12 protein-coding genes and 1 other annotated feature are annotated in these 15,289 nt (G+C 51.2%); of the genes, 8 read left to right on the top strand and 4 right to left on the bottom strand.

Annotated elements, in window-relative coordinates; genetic code table 11:
- The first annotated feature begins 83 nt into the window (after positions 1–83).
- From ACZ481_RS13340 to ACZ481_RS13315, 6 genes are all read left to right on the top strand, one after another.
- The gene (locus tag ACZ481_RS13340; protein ID WP_464765874.1) at positions 84–1,481 is read left to right on the top strand and encodes an amino acid permease; all 1,398 of its coding nucleotides are present in this window, start codon (positions 84–86) and stop codon (positions 1,479–1,481) included.
- A 107-nt stretch (positions 1,482–1,588) separates the two neighbouring features.
- Positions 1,589–1,843: a cell division protein ZapA gene (locus tag ACZ481_RS13335; RefSeq protein WP_464765873.1), complete on the top strand. Its 255-nt coding sequence runs from the start codon at positions 1,589–1,591 to the stop codon at positions 1,841–1,843.
- 75 nt (positions 1,844–1,918) lie between these two features.
- Positions 1,919–2,590 (top strand): DUF421 domain-containing protein, encoded by a 672-nt coding sequence (locus tag ACZ481_RS13330; protein ID WP_464765872.1) that lies wholly within the window; start codon positions 1,919–1,921, stop codon positions 2,588–2,590.
- Positions 2,591–2,835: 245 nt separating this feature from the next.
- Entirely contained in the window at positions 2,836–3,753 is a 918-nt protein-coding gene (locus ACZ481_RS13325; protein ID WP_464765871.1) for an alkaline phosphatase family protein, read from the top strand.
- Positions 3,746–6,241 (top strand): U32 family peptidase, encoded by a 2,496-nt coding sequence (locus ACZ481_RS13320; RefSeq protein ID WP_464765870.1) that lies wholly within the window; start codon positions 3,746–3,748, stop codon positions 6,239–6,241. The genes ACZ481_RS13325 and ACZ481_RS13320 overlap by 8 nt, the downstream gene beginning before the upstream one ends.
- Before the next feature lie 21 nt (positions 6,242–6,262).
- On the top strand, positions 6,263–8,623 hold the full coding sequence (locus ACZ481_RS13315; RefSeq protein ID WP_464765869.1) for an endonuclease MutS2: 2,361 nt from the start codon (positions 6,263–6,265) through the stop codon (positions 8,621–8,623).
- Positions 8,624–8,680: 57 nt separating this feature from the next.
- Here ACZ481_RS13315 and ACZ481_RS13310 read toward each other — a convergent pair whose 3' ends face one another.
- Entirely contained in the window at positions 8,681–9,286 is a 606-nt protein-coding gene (locus ACZ481_RS13310; protein WP_464765868.1) for a hypothetical protein, read from the bottom strand.
- Between the two features lie 12 nt (positions 9,287–9,298).
- Positions 9,299–9,619 carry a YbaB/EbfC family nucleoid-associated protein gene (locus tag ACZ481_RS13305; protein ID WP_464765867.1) on the bottom strand — a complete coding sequence of 107 codons (321 nt, stop codon included), beginning with the start codon at positions 9,617–9,619 and terminating at the stop codon, positions 9,299–9,301.
- A 217-nt stretch (positions 9,620–9,836) separates the two neighbouring features.
- Between ACZ481_RS13305 and ACZ481_RS13300 the strand changes: the two genes are divergently transcribed.
- Positions 9,837–10,235 (top strand): hypothetical protein, encoded by a 399-nt coding sequence (locus ACZ481_RS13300; RefSeq protein WP_464765866.1) that lies wholly within the window; start codon positions 9,837–9,839, stop codon positions 10,233–10,235.
- A gap of 535 nt (positions 10,236–10,770) precedes the next feature.
- Here ACZ481_RS13300 and ACZ481_RS13295 read toward each other — a convergent pair.
- Complete coding sequence (locus ACZ481_RS13295) at positions 10,771–12,933, bottom strand: transglycosylase domain-containing protein (RefSeq protein ID WP_464765865.1); 2,163 nt, start codon at positions 12,931–12,933, stop codon at positions 10,771–10,773.
- Between the two features lie 194 nt (positions 12,934–13,127).
- Positions 13,128–13,519 (top strand) — a binding site (T-box leader).
- Positions 13,520–13,566: 47 nt separating this feature from the next.
- Here ACZ481_RS13295 and tyrS point away from each other — a divergent pair.
- Complete coding sequence (tyrS, locus tag ACZ481_RS13290) at positions 13,567–14,784, top strand: tyrosine--tRNA ligase (RefSeq protein WP_464765864.1); 1,218 nt, start codon at positions 13,567–13,569, stop codon at positions 14,782–14,784.
- A 50-nt stretch (positions 14,785–14,834) separates the two neighbouring features.
- On the opposite strand, the gene ACZ481_RS13285 is transcribed toward tyrS, so the two are convergent.
- Positions 14,835–15,164, bottom strand: coding sequence for a small, acid-soluble spore protein, alpha/beta type (locus tag ACZ481_RS13285; RefSeq protein WP_464765863.1), 330 nt, complete (start codon positions 15,162–15,164; stop codon positions 14,835–14,837).
- Positions 15,165–15,289: the final 125 nt, after the last annotated feature.

Raw genomic sequence — 15,289 nt, 5'->3', positions numbered from 1 at the left:
ACTGGTTGGATGTTTACTGGAAACAGATCTGTCTCCCTAGACAGGTCTGTTTTTTTAGAGGAAAAATATAAAGAGGTGAACCTATGAATTTTTTTCGGACCAAAAGTATTGCTAAGCTGAAAGAGGGGGCAGAACAAAAGGGGTTAGTAAAGAGCCTCGGCGCGACGGATCTGATTTTGTTGGGTATTGGCTGTATTATCGGCACCGGTATCTTTGTTTTAACCGGTGTGGCTGCCGCTAACTATGCCGGGCCGGGTATTATGCTATCATTTGTTATTTCCGGTTTAGCCTGTGCGTTTGCCGCGCTGGCTTATGCCGAACTGGCAGCGGTTGTACCGATTGCCGGCAGTGCCTACACCTACAGCTATGCGGCCCTGGGGGAAATTGTCGCCTGGATCGTTGGCTGGAATTTGATTTTGGAATATTCTGTAGGTTCAAGCGCCGTAGCCGCCGGCTGGTCCGGTTATGTGGTAGGCCTGCTGAAATCAGGTGGCATCGACTTGCCAAAAGCTTTTACGGCCGTGCCGGCCGACGGCGGGCTTGTCAATCTGCCGGCCATGCTGATCGCCCTGCTGCTGAGTCTATTGCTGGTCCGGGGTACGAAGGAGAGTGCTACGCTCAATAAAATCCTGGTAGTGATAAAACTGGCTGCCGTTTTTATTTTTCTGGCCCTGGCCGGCCCCAAGGTAAACCCAGCTAACTGGTCGCCACTGATGCCTTATGGATTTTCCGGGGTAGCAGCCGGGGCGGCAATTATCTTTTTTGCTTATATCGGTTTTGATGCAGTAGCCACGGCGGCGGAGGAATGCCGGAATCCCAACCGGGATTTGCCGGCAGGGATTATTGGCTCGCTGGTTATATGCACAATCCTCTATATCGTTGTGGCCGGTGTTCTGACCGGCGTGGTTCCTTATCAGGATTTGAATAATGCCGAGCCTGTTGCTTATGCCCTCCGAGCCATCGGCTATAATTTTGGCTCCGCGCTGGTGGGGACCGGGGCTATAGCCGGGATAACAACAGTATTGCTGGTTTTTATGTATGGACAGACGCGGGTATTTTTTGCCATGTCCCGCGATGGTCTGATACCGGCCAGCATCTGTAAGGTTCATCCCAAATACGGCACACCCCATATTATTACTATGGCGGCCGGGGTTGCGGTTGCCCTGATCGCCGGTTTTACCCCGATCGGTATTATTGCCGAGCTCACCAATATCGGTACCCTGTTTGCCTTTGTTGTGGCCGCGATCGGTGTATTGGTGCTGCGGTACACCCATCCTGATATTCCGCGCGCTTTTAAATGCCCGGCCGTAAAGGTTATTGCCCCGCTGGCGGTACTGTCCTGCGGCTACTTGATGGCTAATTTGCCGAAAGAAACCTGGATACGCTTTGGCATATGGTCAGTGATTGGTTTTATAGTCTATTTCGCTTATAGTTATCGTCATAGTGCATTACATAAGACGGAAGCGGCCGGCAAGGAATAATTACCGGTTCTCTGGCGGGTTATCCCGCCTTTTTATTTTTGCTAGCAGGAATTACTTTTCAGAGGCTAGAAGTATATCCACAATAAATATATTATTTCAGGTGGAGTATGTCAGAAATTAAAAATAAAGTTACCGTTGAGATATACGGCGAGAGCTATGCGCTGAAGGGTAGTCTGGAAGAGGACCGGATCAGGCGTTTAGCCGCATTGCTGGATGAACGGATGAAAAAGACGGCCAAGGCTAATCTCAGGCTGTCGCCGGCTAAGATTGCCGTTTTGACAGCATTAAACATTGCTGATGAGTTTTTGCGGCTGGAACAGGACTATCTGGAGCTGCTTGAACTGATCAAAGAGGACAAATAGCCTGTTTTTGCCCCGCTGCTTCGGTATAACACTCTGCTGTCGGGTTAATAATACTGACAGAAAAGGAGTGGTACCGTGTTTGATAGCGGTTCAATAGGACAGGTCGCTTTACGCTTAATGATCCTCTGTGCGCTGGCCCTGATTGTTGTAAGAATGATGGGCAACCGCACGGTTGGCCAGTTATCACCATTTGATTTTGTTATTATGGTTGGTATCGGCGACGTGATTGTGGCGGGGACAATGGATCAAAATCCCAGTTTGTTTGCCGGGGTGGAGGCGCTGGTGGCATTGCTGCTGCTGCAACAGGTTTTAGGCTATTTGGCCTTGAAGAGCAACACGATGCGCAAATGGTTCGAGGGCACGCCGGTAACACTGGTCAAGGACGGACGCCTGATCGAAGAGAATTTTACCAAGATCCACTTTAACTATGATGATCTGCGGCAGGAGTTGCATAAAAAAGGTCTTGATTTGTCTGATTTAAGTACGATTGAAGTGGCTCGCCTGGAAAGCTGCGGAGAGTTTACCATGCTGCGGACACCAGAAAATGATCCACTTACCAAAAAAGAATTTGAAGACTATATTAAAAATCTGTACAACAATCCACTCAGCCTGGCCGGGGAAAAGTTGACGAAATTCGAGGCTTTTATGGATGATGTGCAATATCTTGCCGCCCATCTGCGGGAGCAGGAGAAGCAAAAAGCAGGCGCCGGGGAAAAAACGTCCAGCGAGGAAAACGACTTGCAGTAAAGAGAGGAAGGGTTGTCCCTTCTTCTTTCTTATCCTGATAGCAAGGTCAACCGCCCCCTGGCTAAGGGCAACAGCGGCTTCGGCTTCCGCCCAAGGCCCGGCGCAAGCCGTGTTTTTTACATGATCAGAAAGTATATCGGTTTCTGATCATAAGTAAGAACGACTAGGGCTTCTGCCGGCGTCCTGAGGGACTTGGCACAAGCCAAGTCTTTTCTTATATTCTGTGAGAAAGGTACATTTTGGCAATGCGGGTATTATTATTTTTTATTGACGGGTTTGGCCTGGGCAGCAACAATCCCGGGGTTAATCCAATTGCCCGTTTTGGGCTGCCTGTTATTGAGCGGTTGTTCGGGCGGCCGCTGACGGCAGAGCTTGCTTTAACCTTAGCCCCGGAACGCTGCCTGGTGCCGCTGGATGCTACTTTGGGCGTGCCGGGACTGCCGCAGAGCGCAACCGGCCAGGGCGCTATTCTGACCGGCCTGAATACGGCCCGGGCCATGGGCCGCCATATTCAGGCCTTCCCGGGGCCTCAGCTTGCCCATATGATTACCGGCAACAATATTATGGGCAGGCTGGCCAAGGCCGGTTTGCCGGCAACTTCCGCCAATATGTACACCCCGAACTATTTTGAATTGGTGGCTAAACGCAAGCGCCGGCATTCGGCAATCACCCTGGCGGCCCTGAGTACCGGCCGGCAGCTAAGGTCTGTAGCGGAGATGCGGAATAAAGAAGCCGTGTATCAGGATATTACCAACGCCTCTTTGCCCGCGTGGGGAGTGCCTGATTTACCGGTGTTGACGCCAACGCAAGCCGCCGAAAATTTGGTTAATATTTCCAGGAAATATTTTTTTACTATCTTTGAATATTTTCAGACCGACAGGGCGGGCCACAAGCAGGACTGGCAGGCGGCGGCAGCTATTCTGGCACTGCTTGATGAGTTTATTGACGCAGTGGTGCGGCGGCTGCCGGCTGACACGCTGTTCCTGCTGACAAGTGACCATGGCAATTTCGAGGATATGAGTGTAAAAACCCATACGGTAAACAAGGTTCCGCTTATTGCCCTGGGCCGTCAGGCCCAGGCGGCGGTGGGCGCGGTCACTGATTTAACCGGCATTGCCCTGGCTATAGCAGCGGTTTTAGGAAAGGATGGTCCATGTGATTGAATTACTTGCGCCTGTAGGCACGAAGGAAGCGCTGACGGCGGCTGTGGAAAGCGGCGCCGACGCGGTGTATCTTGGCGGCAAAATGTTTGGCGCCAGGCACTATGCCGCCAATTTTACCGATGAGGAATTGGCGGCAGCCGTACGCTTTGCCCATCTGCGTGGCGTTCGGGTGTATATTACGGTGAATACGCTGACTGATGACAGTGAATTACCGGCTTTGGCCGATTATTTACGGCATGTAGATAAAATTGGTGTCGATGCGATTATTGTCCAGGATTTGGGCGTGGCGGTCATCGCCAGCAATATCGTGCCGGCGTTGCCGCTCCATGGCAGCACGCAGATGACGGTTCATAATTTAGCCGGGGTCCAATTCTTAGCCGCCATGGGGTTTACCAGAGTGGTATTAGCCAGGGAGCTGGCGCTGACAGATATTGAGTACATATGTAAGAATTCGCCTGTGGAAATCGAGGTTTTTATTCATGGGGCCCTGTGCATCTCCTATTCGGGGCAATGCCTGATGAGCAGCATGATTGGCGGACGCAGCGGCAACCGTGGCCGCTGTGCCCAGCCTTGCCGTCTGCCTTATACCCTTGTGGACGCCGACGGCAATGATCTTTTACAGACGGCAGATGCCGGGGAGTATCTACTGAGTCCGAAAGATTTCAATACGATCGAGGTGCTGCCTGATCTCATGCAGGCCGGGGTGGCTTCTTTTAAAATTGAGGGGCGGATGAAGCGCCCTGAGTATGTTGCCGTGGTTGTCGACGCCTACCGCCGGGCGATTGACAGGTATCTGGCAGACAGCAGTAACTATGCTGTCAGTATGCAGGACCGCAAGGATTTAGCCCAGATTTTTAACCGTGATTTTACCACCGCCCATCTCTACGGCAAAAACGGCCGGAATATGATGAGTGACCGGCGCCCCAACAACCGCGGCGTCCGGGTCGGCCGGGTGCTTGCTTATCAGGCGGCAGGCAAAATTGCCGTTATCAAACTGGATGAGCCGCTCGCTGTCGGCGATATTATTGAGTTTTGGGTTAAAGTCGGCGGCCGGGTTAATGTTACGGTGCAGACGCTGACAGTCAACGGCGCTGTGGTGACAGAGGCTCCGGCCAATACGGCGGTGTCGATGCCGGTAAGCTCGCCGGTCCGTGTCAACGACCGGGTATTTAAGGTATTTGATGTCAAACTGATGGAACGGGCCAGGACGTACTTTAGCCGCGCGGAAGCGGTGCGGCGTATCCCGGTGGATATTGTGGTCGCCGCTGAAGAGGGCAGGCCAATGGTGATAACCGTGCGGGACGCCGACGGCTTCAGCGGCCGGGCGGAGACGGCTTTCATCGCCGAAAAAGCCCGGAAAATACCGCTCACTCCGGCGAGTGTGGCTAAGCAGATGGAGCGCCTGGGCACCACTGTTTTTCGCCTGAATCAGCTGGAGTGCCGGCTGCAGGGGGAGATAATGGTTCCCCTCAGTGAGATGAATGACGCCAGGCGGCGGGCGATAGAACAGCTGGAAGCGGCCCGGCTGGCCAGGTTTACCAGGGCTGCGCTCCCCACCGGCAGCTCCCTTGCCGCCCTGCTGCCGCCGCTTACAACAGCCGGGCGGGCGAACAAACCTGAACTGGTGGTTAATGTGGATGCCCTGGACAAACTCAGGGCGGCTGTTGACAGTGGCGCGGATATTGTTATGTTTGGCGGCGAATGTTGGGGGAAACAGGCCTTATCTGCTGAAGATTATCAGCAGGCGGCAGATTATGTCCGCCGGCACAACCGTAAGATTATTTTTAATACGCCGCGCCTGGTACAGCAACAGCAATTGGACGAACTGCAGGTCAATGCGGTTTTGTTCAACCGCCTCAAGCCCGATGCGGTCAGTGTAGGAAATATCGGGACCCTCCACCTGCTGCGGGAGCTTGTTGATGTGCCGCTGCACGGAGATTACCCGTTAAATGTATATAACAGTGTCACAGCCGGATATTTGAGCAGTCTGGGCTTAGCCAGCCTGACCCTTTCACCGGAACTCAATTTTGCTCAGGTGGAAGCCATTGCCGCCCGGAAGCTGGCGCCAACAGAATGCCTGGTGCATGGGTATATAACGCTGATGATTTCTGAGTATTGTCTGCCCGGCAGTTTTTGGGGCGATAAGGCCGGACATTGTAAGCAGCCTTGCCGGCCAGGCCGGTACTGGCTTAGGGACAGAATGAACGAATTGTTTCCGGTCATGACCGACCAGTTTTGCCGCCTGCATATACTTAATGCCAAAGAGCTGTCCATGCTGCCCCATGTGCCCCGGCTTATGCGGAGCGGGTTAAGCCGGCTGCGGTTTGAAGCCAAATATAATACGGTGGGGGAAGTGGAGCAAATGACCAGTCTGTACCGTGAGCTCATTGACCAGGGAGAACGCCATCCCCTGCTGCTGCAGGATAAAGTGAGTGAGGTTGAACATGAGCATATTACACGGGGGCATTTTTTTCGCGGCGTATTATAAGAGGGTTAGAGGAGAATTTACATGGACACATCCGTGTTAGCAACGTTGGAATATAATAAGATCCGGGACATGCTGGCCGAACGCACCGGTTCGGTTATGGGCCGGGAGCTGGCGGAAAGCCTGGTGCCTGTGAGTGATGCGCCAACGGTGGCAGGCCGCCTGGCGGAAACAGCCGAGGCCCGTGAACTGTTGAATCATAGTCCCAGTGTGCCGCTCGGCGGCAGCCGCGATGTGAGGGAGGCAATAAAAAGGGCGGAGCTTGGCGCGATGCTGGAGCCCCATGAATTATTGGCGGTAGGCAGTACCTTGTACGCGGCCAGGCGTATGAAAAGTTTTTTCACTGACCTGCCTGTGGCAACACCGCTGTTACACGCCCTAGCCGGCCAGATAACCGTGTTAAGGAATGTGGAAACAACGATCGAGGCAACGGTTACTGAGCAAGGCCAGATCCGGGATGATGCCAGCGGCGAGCTGTTAAAGCTGCGCCGGGAGATCAAGCAGGCCCAGGGCCGGGTGAAAGACAGGCTGGACAGTATTCTGCGGTCCGGCGAATACCAGAAGTTCTTCCAGGATGCGTTAGTCACGATGCGCGGCGACCGGTATGTCATACCGATAAAACAGGAATATCGCAATAGTTTTCCCGGTATCGTCCATGACCAGTCGGCCAGTGGCGCCACCGTGTTTATTGAACCAATGGCCATTGTCCATTTGAATAATGATATCAAACAGCTTATGGCTGCCGAAAAAACCGAGATTGAGCGGATTTTAACCGTGGTAGCCGGTCATATTGCCAAAGCGGCAGCAGCCATTGCCGCCAACCTTGCCGTTTTAGCCCGGCTGGACTTTATTTTTGCCAAAGCAAAATTGAGTATGGATATGCACGCCACTGAACCGGTGCTGAATCAGCAGGGGTATATTAAACTGGTGCAGGCGCGCCATCCGCTGATCCCGGCCGAGCAGGTGGTTCCCATTGATGTCCAGCTTGGCCGGCATTTTACGACCTTGCTTATTACCGGGCCGAACACGGGCGGAAAAACCGTAACCCTGAAAACAGTAGGCTTATTTGCCCTTATGACCCAGGCCGGCTTGTTTGTGCCGGCGGCGCCGGATTCGGAGATGCCGGTGATCGGCAATATCTTTGCCGATATTGGCGATGAGCAGAGTATTGAACAAAGTTTAAGCACTTTCTCCGGCCATATGACTAATCTGGTTAAAATACTAACAAAAATAACGGCGAATGATTTGGTGCTTATCGACGAGATCGGGGCCGGCACCGATCCCAGTGAAGGCGCCGCCCTGGCCATGGCCATCCTGGAGTATATTCATACACTTGGCGCCAAGACCATTGCCACCACGCATTATAGTGAATTAAAAACATTTGCTTATACCAGGCCGGGAATTGAAAATGCCAGTGTAGAGTTTGATATCCAGACCCTGTGTCCCACTTACCGGCTGCTTATCGGCATACCCGGCAGCAGCAACGCCTTTGCGATCAGCCGGCGGCTTGGCCTGGGAAGTGGAATTATCGACAGAGCCAGGGCGTTGCTTAATAAGGAACATGCGGATTTTGAGACCGTGCTGCAGGCGCTGGAGGAACAAAAGAAATCCTTTACTGCCCGTTTAGATGAAGTAAAACGCCTGGAGCAGGAATTGAATAAAACAAAAGAAAAACTGGCTGCCAGGGAGCATAATCTGGCCGAAAAAAAGGCCGCAGTCCTGACAAAGGCCCAGGCAGAGGCGGCAGGCGTTATCCGTCAGGCCCGGCGGACGGCGGAAGAAGTAATCGCCGAACTGAAAGCCCAGTTTTCCGAGCATAGCGGCCGCGAGCGGCAGCAGGCCATTGAAAATGTCCGCCGGAAGCTCAAGGCCGGCAGTGCGGAGGTCAACCGGCTGGCAGCGGAGGACCGGACCGATTTGCCTGAGTTATCGCCGTCAATGGTAACTCCCGGTATGAACGTCTATGTTGCCACGTTACAACAAAAAGGCGAAGTGCTGGCCATAAGCGGCACTGATGTAACGGTACAACTGGGGGCTTTAAAATTCACGGTGCCGGTATCAGCCTGCCGGGCGCTGGCCGAGCCGGTTAAGCAGCCGGCGCCGGCTGCCGCCAAACGGAGCGGTATGCCCAGGGCTGTAAGCGCCGCCCGGCAGATTGATATTCGCGGCATGATTATTGAGGAAGCGGAAAATGTACTTGATAAATATATTGATGATGCCATTCTGGCCGGCTTAACCGAGGTGCTTATCATTCATGGCAAAGGGACAGGTGCTTTGCGCAAAGGCGTGAGCGACTACCTTAAAAATCATCCCCACATAAAAAGCATACAGATTGCTGCGCTTAATGAAGGCGGTACAGGCGCTACGATTGCCAAACTGGTTTGATTTTACTCTAGCGAACAATAATAAAACCGGGGGATAACACCCCCGGTTTTATTATTGTTAAAAATTATTTTTCCAGTTTAAGTAACGGCCAAAATTTTTGCCGTCCTGTTCATCAGGCTCTTCCGCCTCCTGGGCGGGTATTGGCTGCTGTTTAAGTGTTGGCACAGGCTGCAGATCGGCAACCGGTGCCGAGGGAACAGGTTCAGATTCGCGGGGCTGTTTTTGTGGCTCGGGCCTTGGCTCTGCTTTGGGTTTGTCTTGAGCCATGCCGCCCAGGCCGCCCAGATTATTCAACAAGCCGAGGACGGTGCTGATTGTGCCGGGATTTAGTTTGGATTTAAGCTGGGGACTGTTTAATAACGGCAATAGTGACATTAATGTATCAGGCGAGAAACCGCTGCCGCCGCTACCGCCACCGCCACCGTCACCGCCCTTTGTCAATTCACCCAGTAGTTTATGTAGAGGATTGCTGTTAGTTGCCTGTTGATTCAGGACCGGCTGGCTGACGGCATTATTTTTGTTAACAATAGAGAATAAACAGAGCAGGGCTAAAACTGTAATTAGATTGTCAGAACCTGTCCCGGCACTACTATTAGCGTCCAGCATCCGGGTTATTGAACCTAATAGCGATGAAGATCCTGGATTATCGGTATCGTTCGGCATAGTACCTCCTCCTTAAAATATGCCAGGAATTTTGGGCAGGTTTAAATCTGTGGCCAGCTTACTCATAGCTTCCTGGTTTAATTCGCGTGATTTGGCTAAGGCGTTATTAATGGTGGCTGTCAACAAATCCTGTAACAGCGCGGTATTATCGGCCATAAGATATTTTGCATTTAACTGGATGGAGATAAGCTCCTGCTGACCGTTTACGACAATTTTCACAACATCGCCGCTTGATACTTCTATTCGTTCCTGTTTCAGCTGTTCCTGAACATTATCAACATTGTTCTGAACCTTTTTCACCATTTCCATGATATTGCCAAATTGTTCAAACATGGTTATGCACCTCCTCTGTTTTTATCCGATAGCCGGCTGCCACTACTTTCATTTCAGGCGCAATAGTGGCGCAAGCTGTCGCTGATAAGATATTTGTTTATCCAATTTATTCAATTCAGCATTTTTTGTGAGTGTCCATACTTTTTCAGAGACCAAATACGCTTATCTTTCATATATTGGATTAGAAAAAAGTTCAATGTGAGGGTGGGTGGGAAATATGCGCGTGCGGAAATATCCACGAAATCCAGGCGTGACTGCAGCCAAAGCAGCAAAAATAGAAGAACAAGCCGAACCGCAGGAGGTTAACGAACAACCGGAAAAACTGCCGGAAAAACTACCGGCAACCGTACCGCCAAAACCGGTGTCCGGCCGTGGACCGGCTGCGTTCCTGAGGAAAGTAATGGAAAACCCCAGCTTCAACATTCAGTTGATGGTGATTCTCTTAACACTGGCCTCGGAAAATTTTTCTATGGACAGGCGGCTTGACTCCATGACTTCCACAGTAGACAAAATAAGAAACGTTACGGACGTAATTAACAGCACAATGCAGTCGGTAAAGGTGGCAACCGATGCGCCTAAACAAATCAGAAGACTATTTGAAACAAATAAAAATTAGGGCTAAATGCCTGTTGCGGTCAGTAACACTTCCTGCACGAACTGTATATATTGAAGTAGAAGGGCGGGCGGTACTTCGCCCTCGTTAGCAGAGTAGGAAAGAGGAGGAATTGTTAATGTCTCGTGGTGGATTTGGCCGCAATGGTTTCAGTGGCATCTGGATTATCATCATTATCCTGTTACTGTTCTTTTTCGATAGTGATGATACTTCACTATAGCCTTTACTTACAGAGGAACACACGGCAATAGCGTGTGACCCAAAAAACAGGGTTCATATAATTAAAGTAAGGACAGACACAAATTTTAAGGAGATTGGGAGGAGGAAAATATAATGGCACGTGGCTTTGGCGGTTGCGGAGGTTTTGGTGGTGGGTTTGGCGGTAGCTGGATCATTATTATAATAATTATAATTTTACTTCTTTGTTTCTGTGACAACGACAACGGAATCACCAGTTGCTAACCTCTAATAAATGTATATGCGACAAAGGGAAAAAAAACACGCGTAAAATTGCGCGTGTTTTTTAGTCCCTATAAACCTAATTCTTTTTTACCGGCTCAGTCGGTCTGGGCGGCGGCGGCGGGGCCTGGGGGGACAAGGGGCTTGTATCGCTCTTCACCGGCGGCGGCGGGGGTGGCACTTTTTCGTCAATACCGGATTTCTCCCCGGCGCTGCCGGTTTCATCCGGCTTGCCGTCCTTGTCGTCTTTAACATCTTTGGTTACGGCTGCTGTAGAATGCTTGTTAGGCTGAGTCCCTTCAACAAACAGCTCGTTGCGTCCATCCTGATTTTCCGGATCAGTAAGCAATAAGCCATCTTTGGTTGATATCCGGGCAGCTACGATGCCGGAGGGCCGCACGAAATCACGGGCAACGTACTTCGGCGCCACGTCGCGCATAAAGCTTCGCCAGATAGTGGCGGGAATGGTGCCGCCGGTAACAACGCCTAAATATTCGGGATTGTCGCAGCCCATCCATACTGCGGCGACTAAGTCCGGGGTATAGCCGACAAACCAGGCATCCTTATAATCACTGGTAGTGCCGGTTTTCCCGGCGGCAGGCCGCCCAAAGTAAGCGCCGGCACCGGTACCGCTGGTCATAGCCCCGCGCAGCATATCAGTAAGCAGGTAGGCGCTGCGCTCATTGACAACCACTTTTTCTTTCGGGGTTGCTTGTTCGATGACCTTGCCATTGCGATCAACTATTTTAAGAATCGCTGTCGGTTCGACCCGGATGCCATTATTGGCTAATACGCCATAAGCACTGGTGATTTCCAGGGGCGTAACCCCCCTGGTAAGGCCGCCAAGCGACATAGCCAGATTGCGGTCATTGGTGTTGCCTTTTAACACCAGGGTGGAGATACCCATTTGCTGGGCATAATATAAGGCCTTATCAATACCTGTTTGCTGGGCCAGTTTTACGGTTACAACATTGAGCGACTGCTCCAGGGCGGAACGGAGGGTAACGGGACCGCGGAATTTCCGGTCATAGTTTACAGGCGACCAGCTGCCAAAGCTTACCGGACTGTCATCAATCATGCTGGCGGGGGTAAGTCCGCTTTCAATCGCCGCCAGGTAGACAAAAGGCTTAAAGGCGGAACCAGGCTGCCGTTCAGCTAAAACCGCCCGGTTGAACTGATCATTGCCGCGCCCGCCGACCATGGCCTTAATATAACCGGTTTGGGGCTCGATCGCCACCAGGGCTCCCTGGGGCTGCTTAATGCCATTTTCGGTGCGCTTGGTCGGCAGCTGGGTCATGGCCTGTTCAGCAGCGGCCTGCATTTCCAGGTCCAGTGTCGTATAGACCTTAAGGCCGTCTTTATACACGGCGTCGGCCCCGTATTTATCAATAAGCAACTGCATAATGTAATCGGTAAAATAGGAAGCAGTCGACATATTGGCAACCGACCGGGTAGTGATTTTAATCTCGGTGGTTCGTGCTTTGGCCGCAGTTGCCGAGTCAATATAGCCATACTTGACCATCTGGTCAAGTACGACCGACTGGCGGTCCTTGGCGGCTTTCAAGTTGCTGGCGGGAGAATAATAGTTAGGGCTTTTGGGGATACCGGCTATCATTGCACATTCGGCCAGATTCAAATCCTCAACATTTTTGCCAAAATAGATCTGGGCAGCGGTTTGCACCCCGTAAGCTCCCTGGCCAAAATAAATTTGGTTCATGTACATCTCTAAGATTTCATTTTTGCTGTATTGGCGTTCGATCTGTAAAGACAAAAATGCTTCCTGGATTTTACGCTTAAGTGTCTGTTCCTGTGAGAGCAGGGCGTTTCTGGCTAACTGCTGGGTGATTGTGCTCCCGCCTTCCGAGATGCCTCTGTTCGTCAGGTTTGACCAGGTTGCCCGCAAAATCCCCCGGGGATCAACCCCGCTGTGCTGATAGAAACGGGTATCTTCGGCAGCAATAAAAGCATTTTGCAGGTTTTTGGGAATTTTATTGATAGATACGGGCAACCGGTTTTCCACAGAATGGATCGTCGTTATCAGTTTGCCGTTGGCATCAAAAATCTGTGATGATACAGCCGGACGTATTTCGCCCTTTAAACTGGGCATCGTATGGATACTGGCTGTTAAAAAACCCAGGCCGGCGCCTGTCAGCATAACCAGGAAGATGACGACCGCAATCACGGTAATCGTGCGTGTGTTTTTCCTGGGTTTGCGTTTATTTTCACGGTCTTTATCTTGCATGGCTTTCTCCCCTTATAATTCTTATAAATCTAATTTCTTGCAGTCAGAACAGGATTTGATCCGCTAATCATTATACCACAAAAAATTATCATGCGGCTTAAAAAGTGCTAAAATAGATCCTTGCCTGTCGGCTGGTAGCTAAAAATTGACAACCCGTTTATCTTCGGGTATAGTATATATAGTAAAATATGTGGGAAAATGTGATGAATAGGAAAAGTAAGCTGGATGAGCCTTGCAGAGAGCCAGGGGCTGGTGGAACCCGGCAGGTGAACCAACCGAAATACACCTAGGAGCAGCAGGCTGAACATGGATGCAGCTTGTCAGCTCTAAACGGTAGAATAATGGCGAGGCCATTTTTCGCAAACCAAGGCGGAGGAGGGAGGCATACCGGACGTATGCCGACTGACGACAACGATGGGTTGCGGAAAATAGACCGTCAGTATTCACCGGATTAGACCTGATAAGCTGCTTGAAGTAGGCCGGGCCGGATGCCGCCGTTACCGGGCTGAAGAAGTTTTTAACTTCGCTTGAGAGGCTGAACATTCAGCAACAAGGGTGGTACCACGGGTTGTTCCCCGTCCCTGACCAGGGACGGTTTTTTATTTTTTACCGGCAATAAAGGAGGATTTCACAATGTCTGTACTAAACACACTCCGGGAACGGGGCTTTATCCAGCAACTGACTCATGAAGAGGAGATCGGTGAGCTATTGGCCAAGGAAAAAATCACCTTTTATATTGGCTTTGATCCCACGGCCGACAGCCTGCACGTCGGTCATTTCCTGGGCATGATGGTAATGGCCCATATGCAGCAGGCCGGTCACCGCCCTATTTGCCTGATCGGCGGCGGCACGGCAATGGTCGGAGACCCCTCCGGCAAATCCGATATGCGCAAGATGATGACAAGTGCAACGATTGCCCACAACGGGGAGCGTTTTAAAAAACAGATGCAGCGTTTTATTGATTTTTCTGACGATAAAGCCTTAATGGCAAATAATGCCGACTGGTTGTTAACTCTCAACTATGTCCAGTTTTTGCGGGATATAGGCGTACATTTTTCCGTCAATCGCATGCTGACGGCCGAGTGTTTTAAGCAGCGGCTGGATAAAGGCTTGTCCTTCCTGGAATTCAACTATATGTTGATGCAGGGTTATGACTTCCTGGAACTCAACCGCCGGTTTGACTGTGTTATGCAGATGGGCGGTGACGACCAGTGGTCCAACATCCTGGCCGGGGCGGATCTTATCAGGCGCAAGGAGGGAAAACCGGCCTATGGGCTGACTTTTACCCTGCTGACGACCAGTGACGGGCGCAAGATGGGCAAGACGGAAAAAGGGGCTCTCTGGCTGGATGCGGAGAAAACGTCACCTTATGATTTTTATCAGTACTGGCGCAATGTTGATGACGCTGATGTGGAAAAATGTCTGGCGCTGCTGACCTTTTTACCGATGACCGAGGTCCGGCGGCTTGGCGCCCTTAAGGACAAGGAAATTAATCTTGCCAAAAAAACACTGGCCTTTGAGGTAACTAAGCTGATTCACGGTCAGTCTGAAGCCGAGAAAGCCCAGCAGGCGGCCGAGGCCCTGTTCGGCGGCGCCGGCAAACTGGATAATGCCCCCACCGTGTCGGTAACGGCTGATACAATCGGTGCCAAGCTGCTGGATGTGCTTGTGACCACCGGCATTATCCCGTCTAAAAGCGAGGGCCGCAGACTGATTCAGCAGGGTGGGCTTTATATCGGCGATGACAAGGTTGCCGATCCGGATTTTCTGCTTACTGCCGGCCTGTTTGAAAATAACAGCCTGCTGGTGCGTAAAGGCAAAAAGAATTATCATCGGATTATTATCGAATAAACCTCCAGGAAAAATAAAAACGGGTCGCACCTGCGACCCAATTTTTATTTTCACCGCTTGCCTGCCAGCTGTTTTTTCGTCTCTTCAAGGGTTGTGTCATCAACCGGAGCCATTTGTGCTTCCGCCATTTCCACCAGCTTTTTGACCATTTGCCCGCCGATATGTCCGCCCAGGCGGCCGCCGATTTTTCCGGTCTCGGCGGTCGTCATGTTTTTCCAGCCGGCCGTGTCAATTTTTTCTTTAAGCCCCAGTTCTTCGGCAATTTCGGTTTTCCTGGCCTGTAAAATATTTTCATAGTTAGCGGCGGTTATTTTTTTATTCATCTCCTGGCCAAGGGTTTCATTGGCCACACGCATTTTCAGCTTTTCTAAGCGGCCCAAGTGAATCGCCTCCCCGTATTGTTATTGTAAGGGCAATAATGAGTATTTGGTAATGGCTATTCATAGTATTCCCGGTGATTTTATTATCATGATTTGTAATATATGAGTAACCAATAACCGGCTTT

The organism is Sporomusa intestinalis (assembly GCF_055383785.1).
Note: the sequence above shows the minus strand (reverse complement) of the source record. Positions and strands in the feature narration are given on the sequence as shown.

Bases quoted from the DNA above. Each gene is read 5' to 3' on its own strand.
- ACZ481_RS13340 (WP_464765874.1), top strand. From the start codon at position 84: ATGAATTTTTTTCGGACCAAAAGTATTGCTAAGCTGAAAGAGGGGGCA.
- ACZ481_RS13335 (WP_464765873.1), top strand. From the start codon at position 1,589: ATGTCAGAAATTAAAAATAAAGTTACCGTTGAGATATACGGCGAGAGC.
- ACZ481_RS13325 (WP_464765871.1), top strand. From the start codon at position 2,836: ATGCGGGTATTATTATTTTTTATTGACGGGTTTGGCCTGGGCAGCAAC.
- ACZ481_RS13315 (WP_464765869.1), top strand. From the start codon at position 6,263: ATGGACACATCCGTGTTAGCAACGTTGGAATATAATAAGATCCGGGAC.
- ACZ481_RS13310 (WP_464765868.1), bottom strand. From the start codon at position 9,286: ATGCCGAACGATACCGATAATCCAGGATCTTCATCGCTATTAGGTTCA.
- ACZ481_RS13305 (WP_464765867.1), bottom strand. From the start codon at position 9,619: ATGTTTGAACAATTTGGCAATATCATGGAAATGGTGAAAAAGGTTCAG.
- ACZ481_RS13300 (WP_464765866.1), top strand. From the start codon at position 9,837: ATGCGCGTGCGGAAATATCCACGAAATCCAGGCGTGACTGCAGCCAAA.
- ACZ481_RS13295 (WP_464765865.1), bottom strand. From the start codon at position 12,933: ATGCAAGATAAAGACCGTGAAAATAAACGCAAACCCAGGAAAAACACA.
- tyrS (WP_464765864.1), top strand. From the start codon at position 13,567: ATGTCTGTACTAAACACACTCCGGGAACGGGGCTTTATCCAGCAACTG.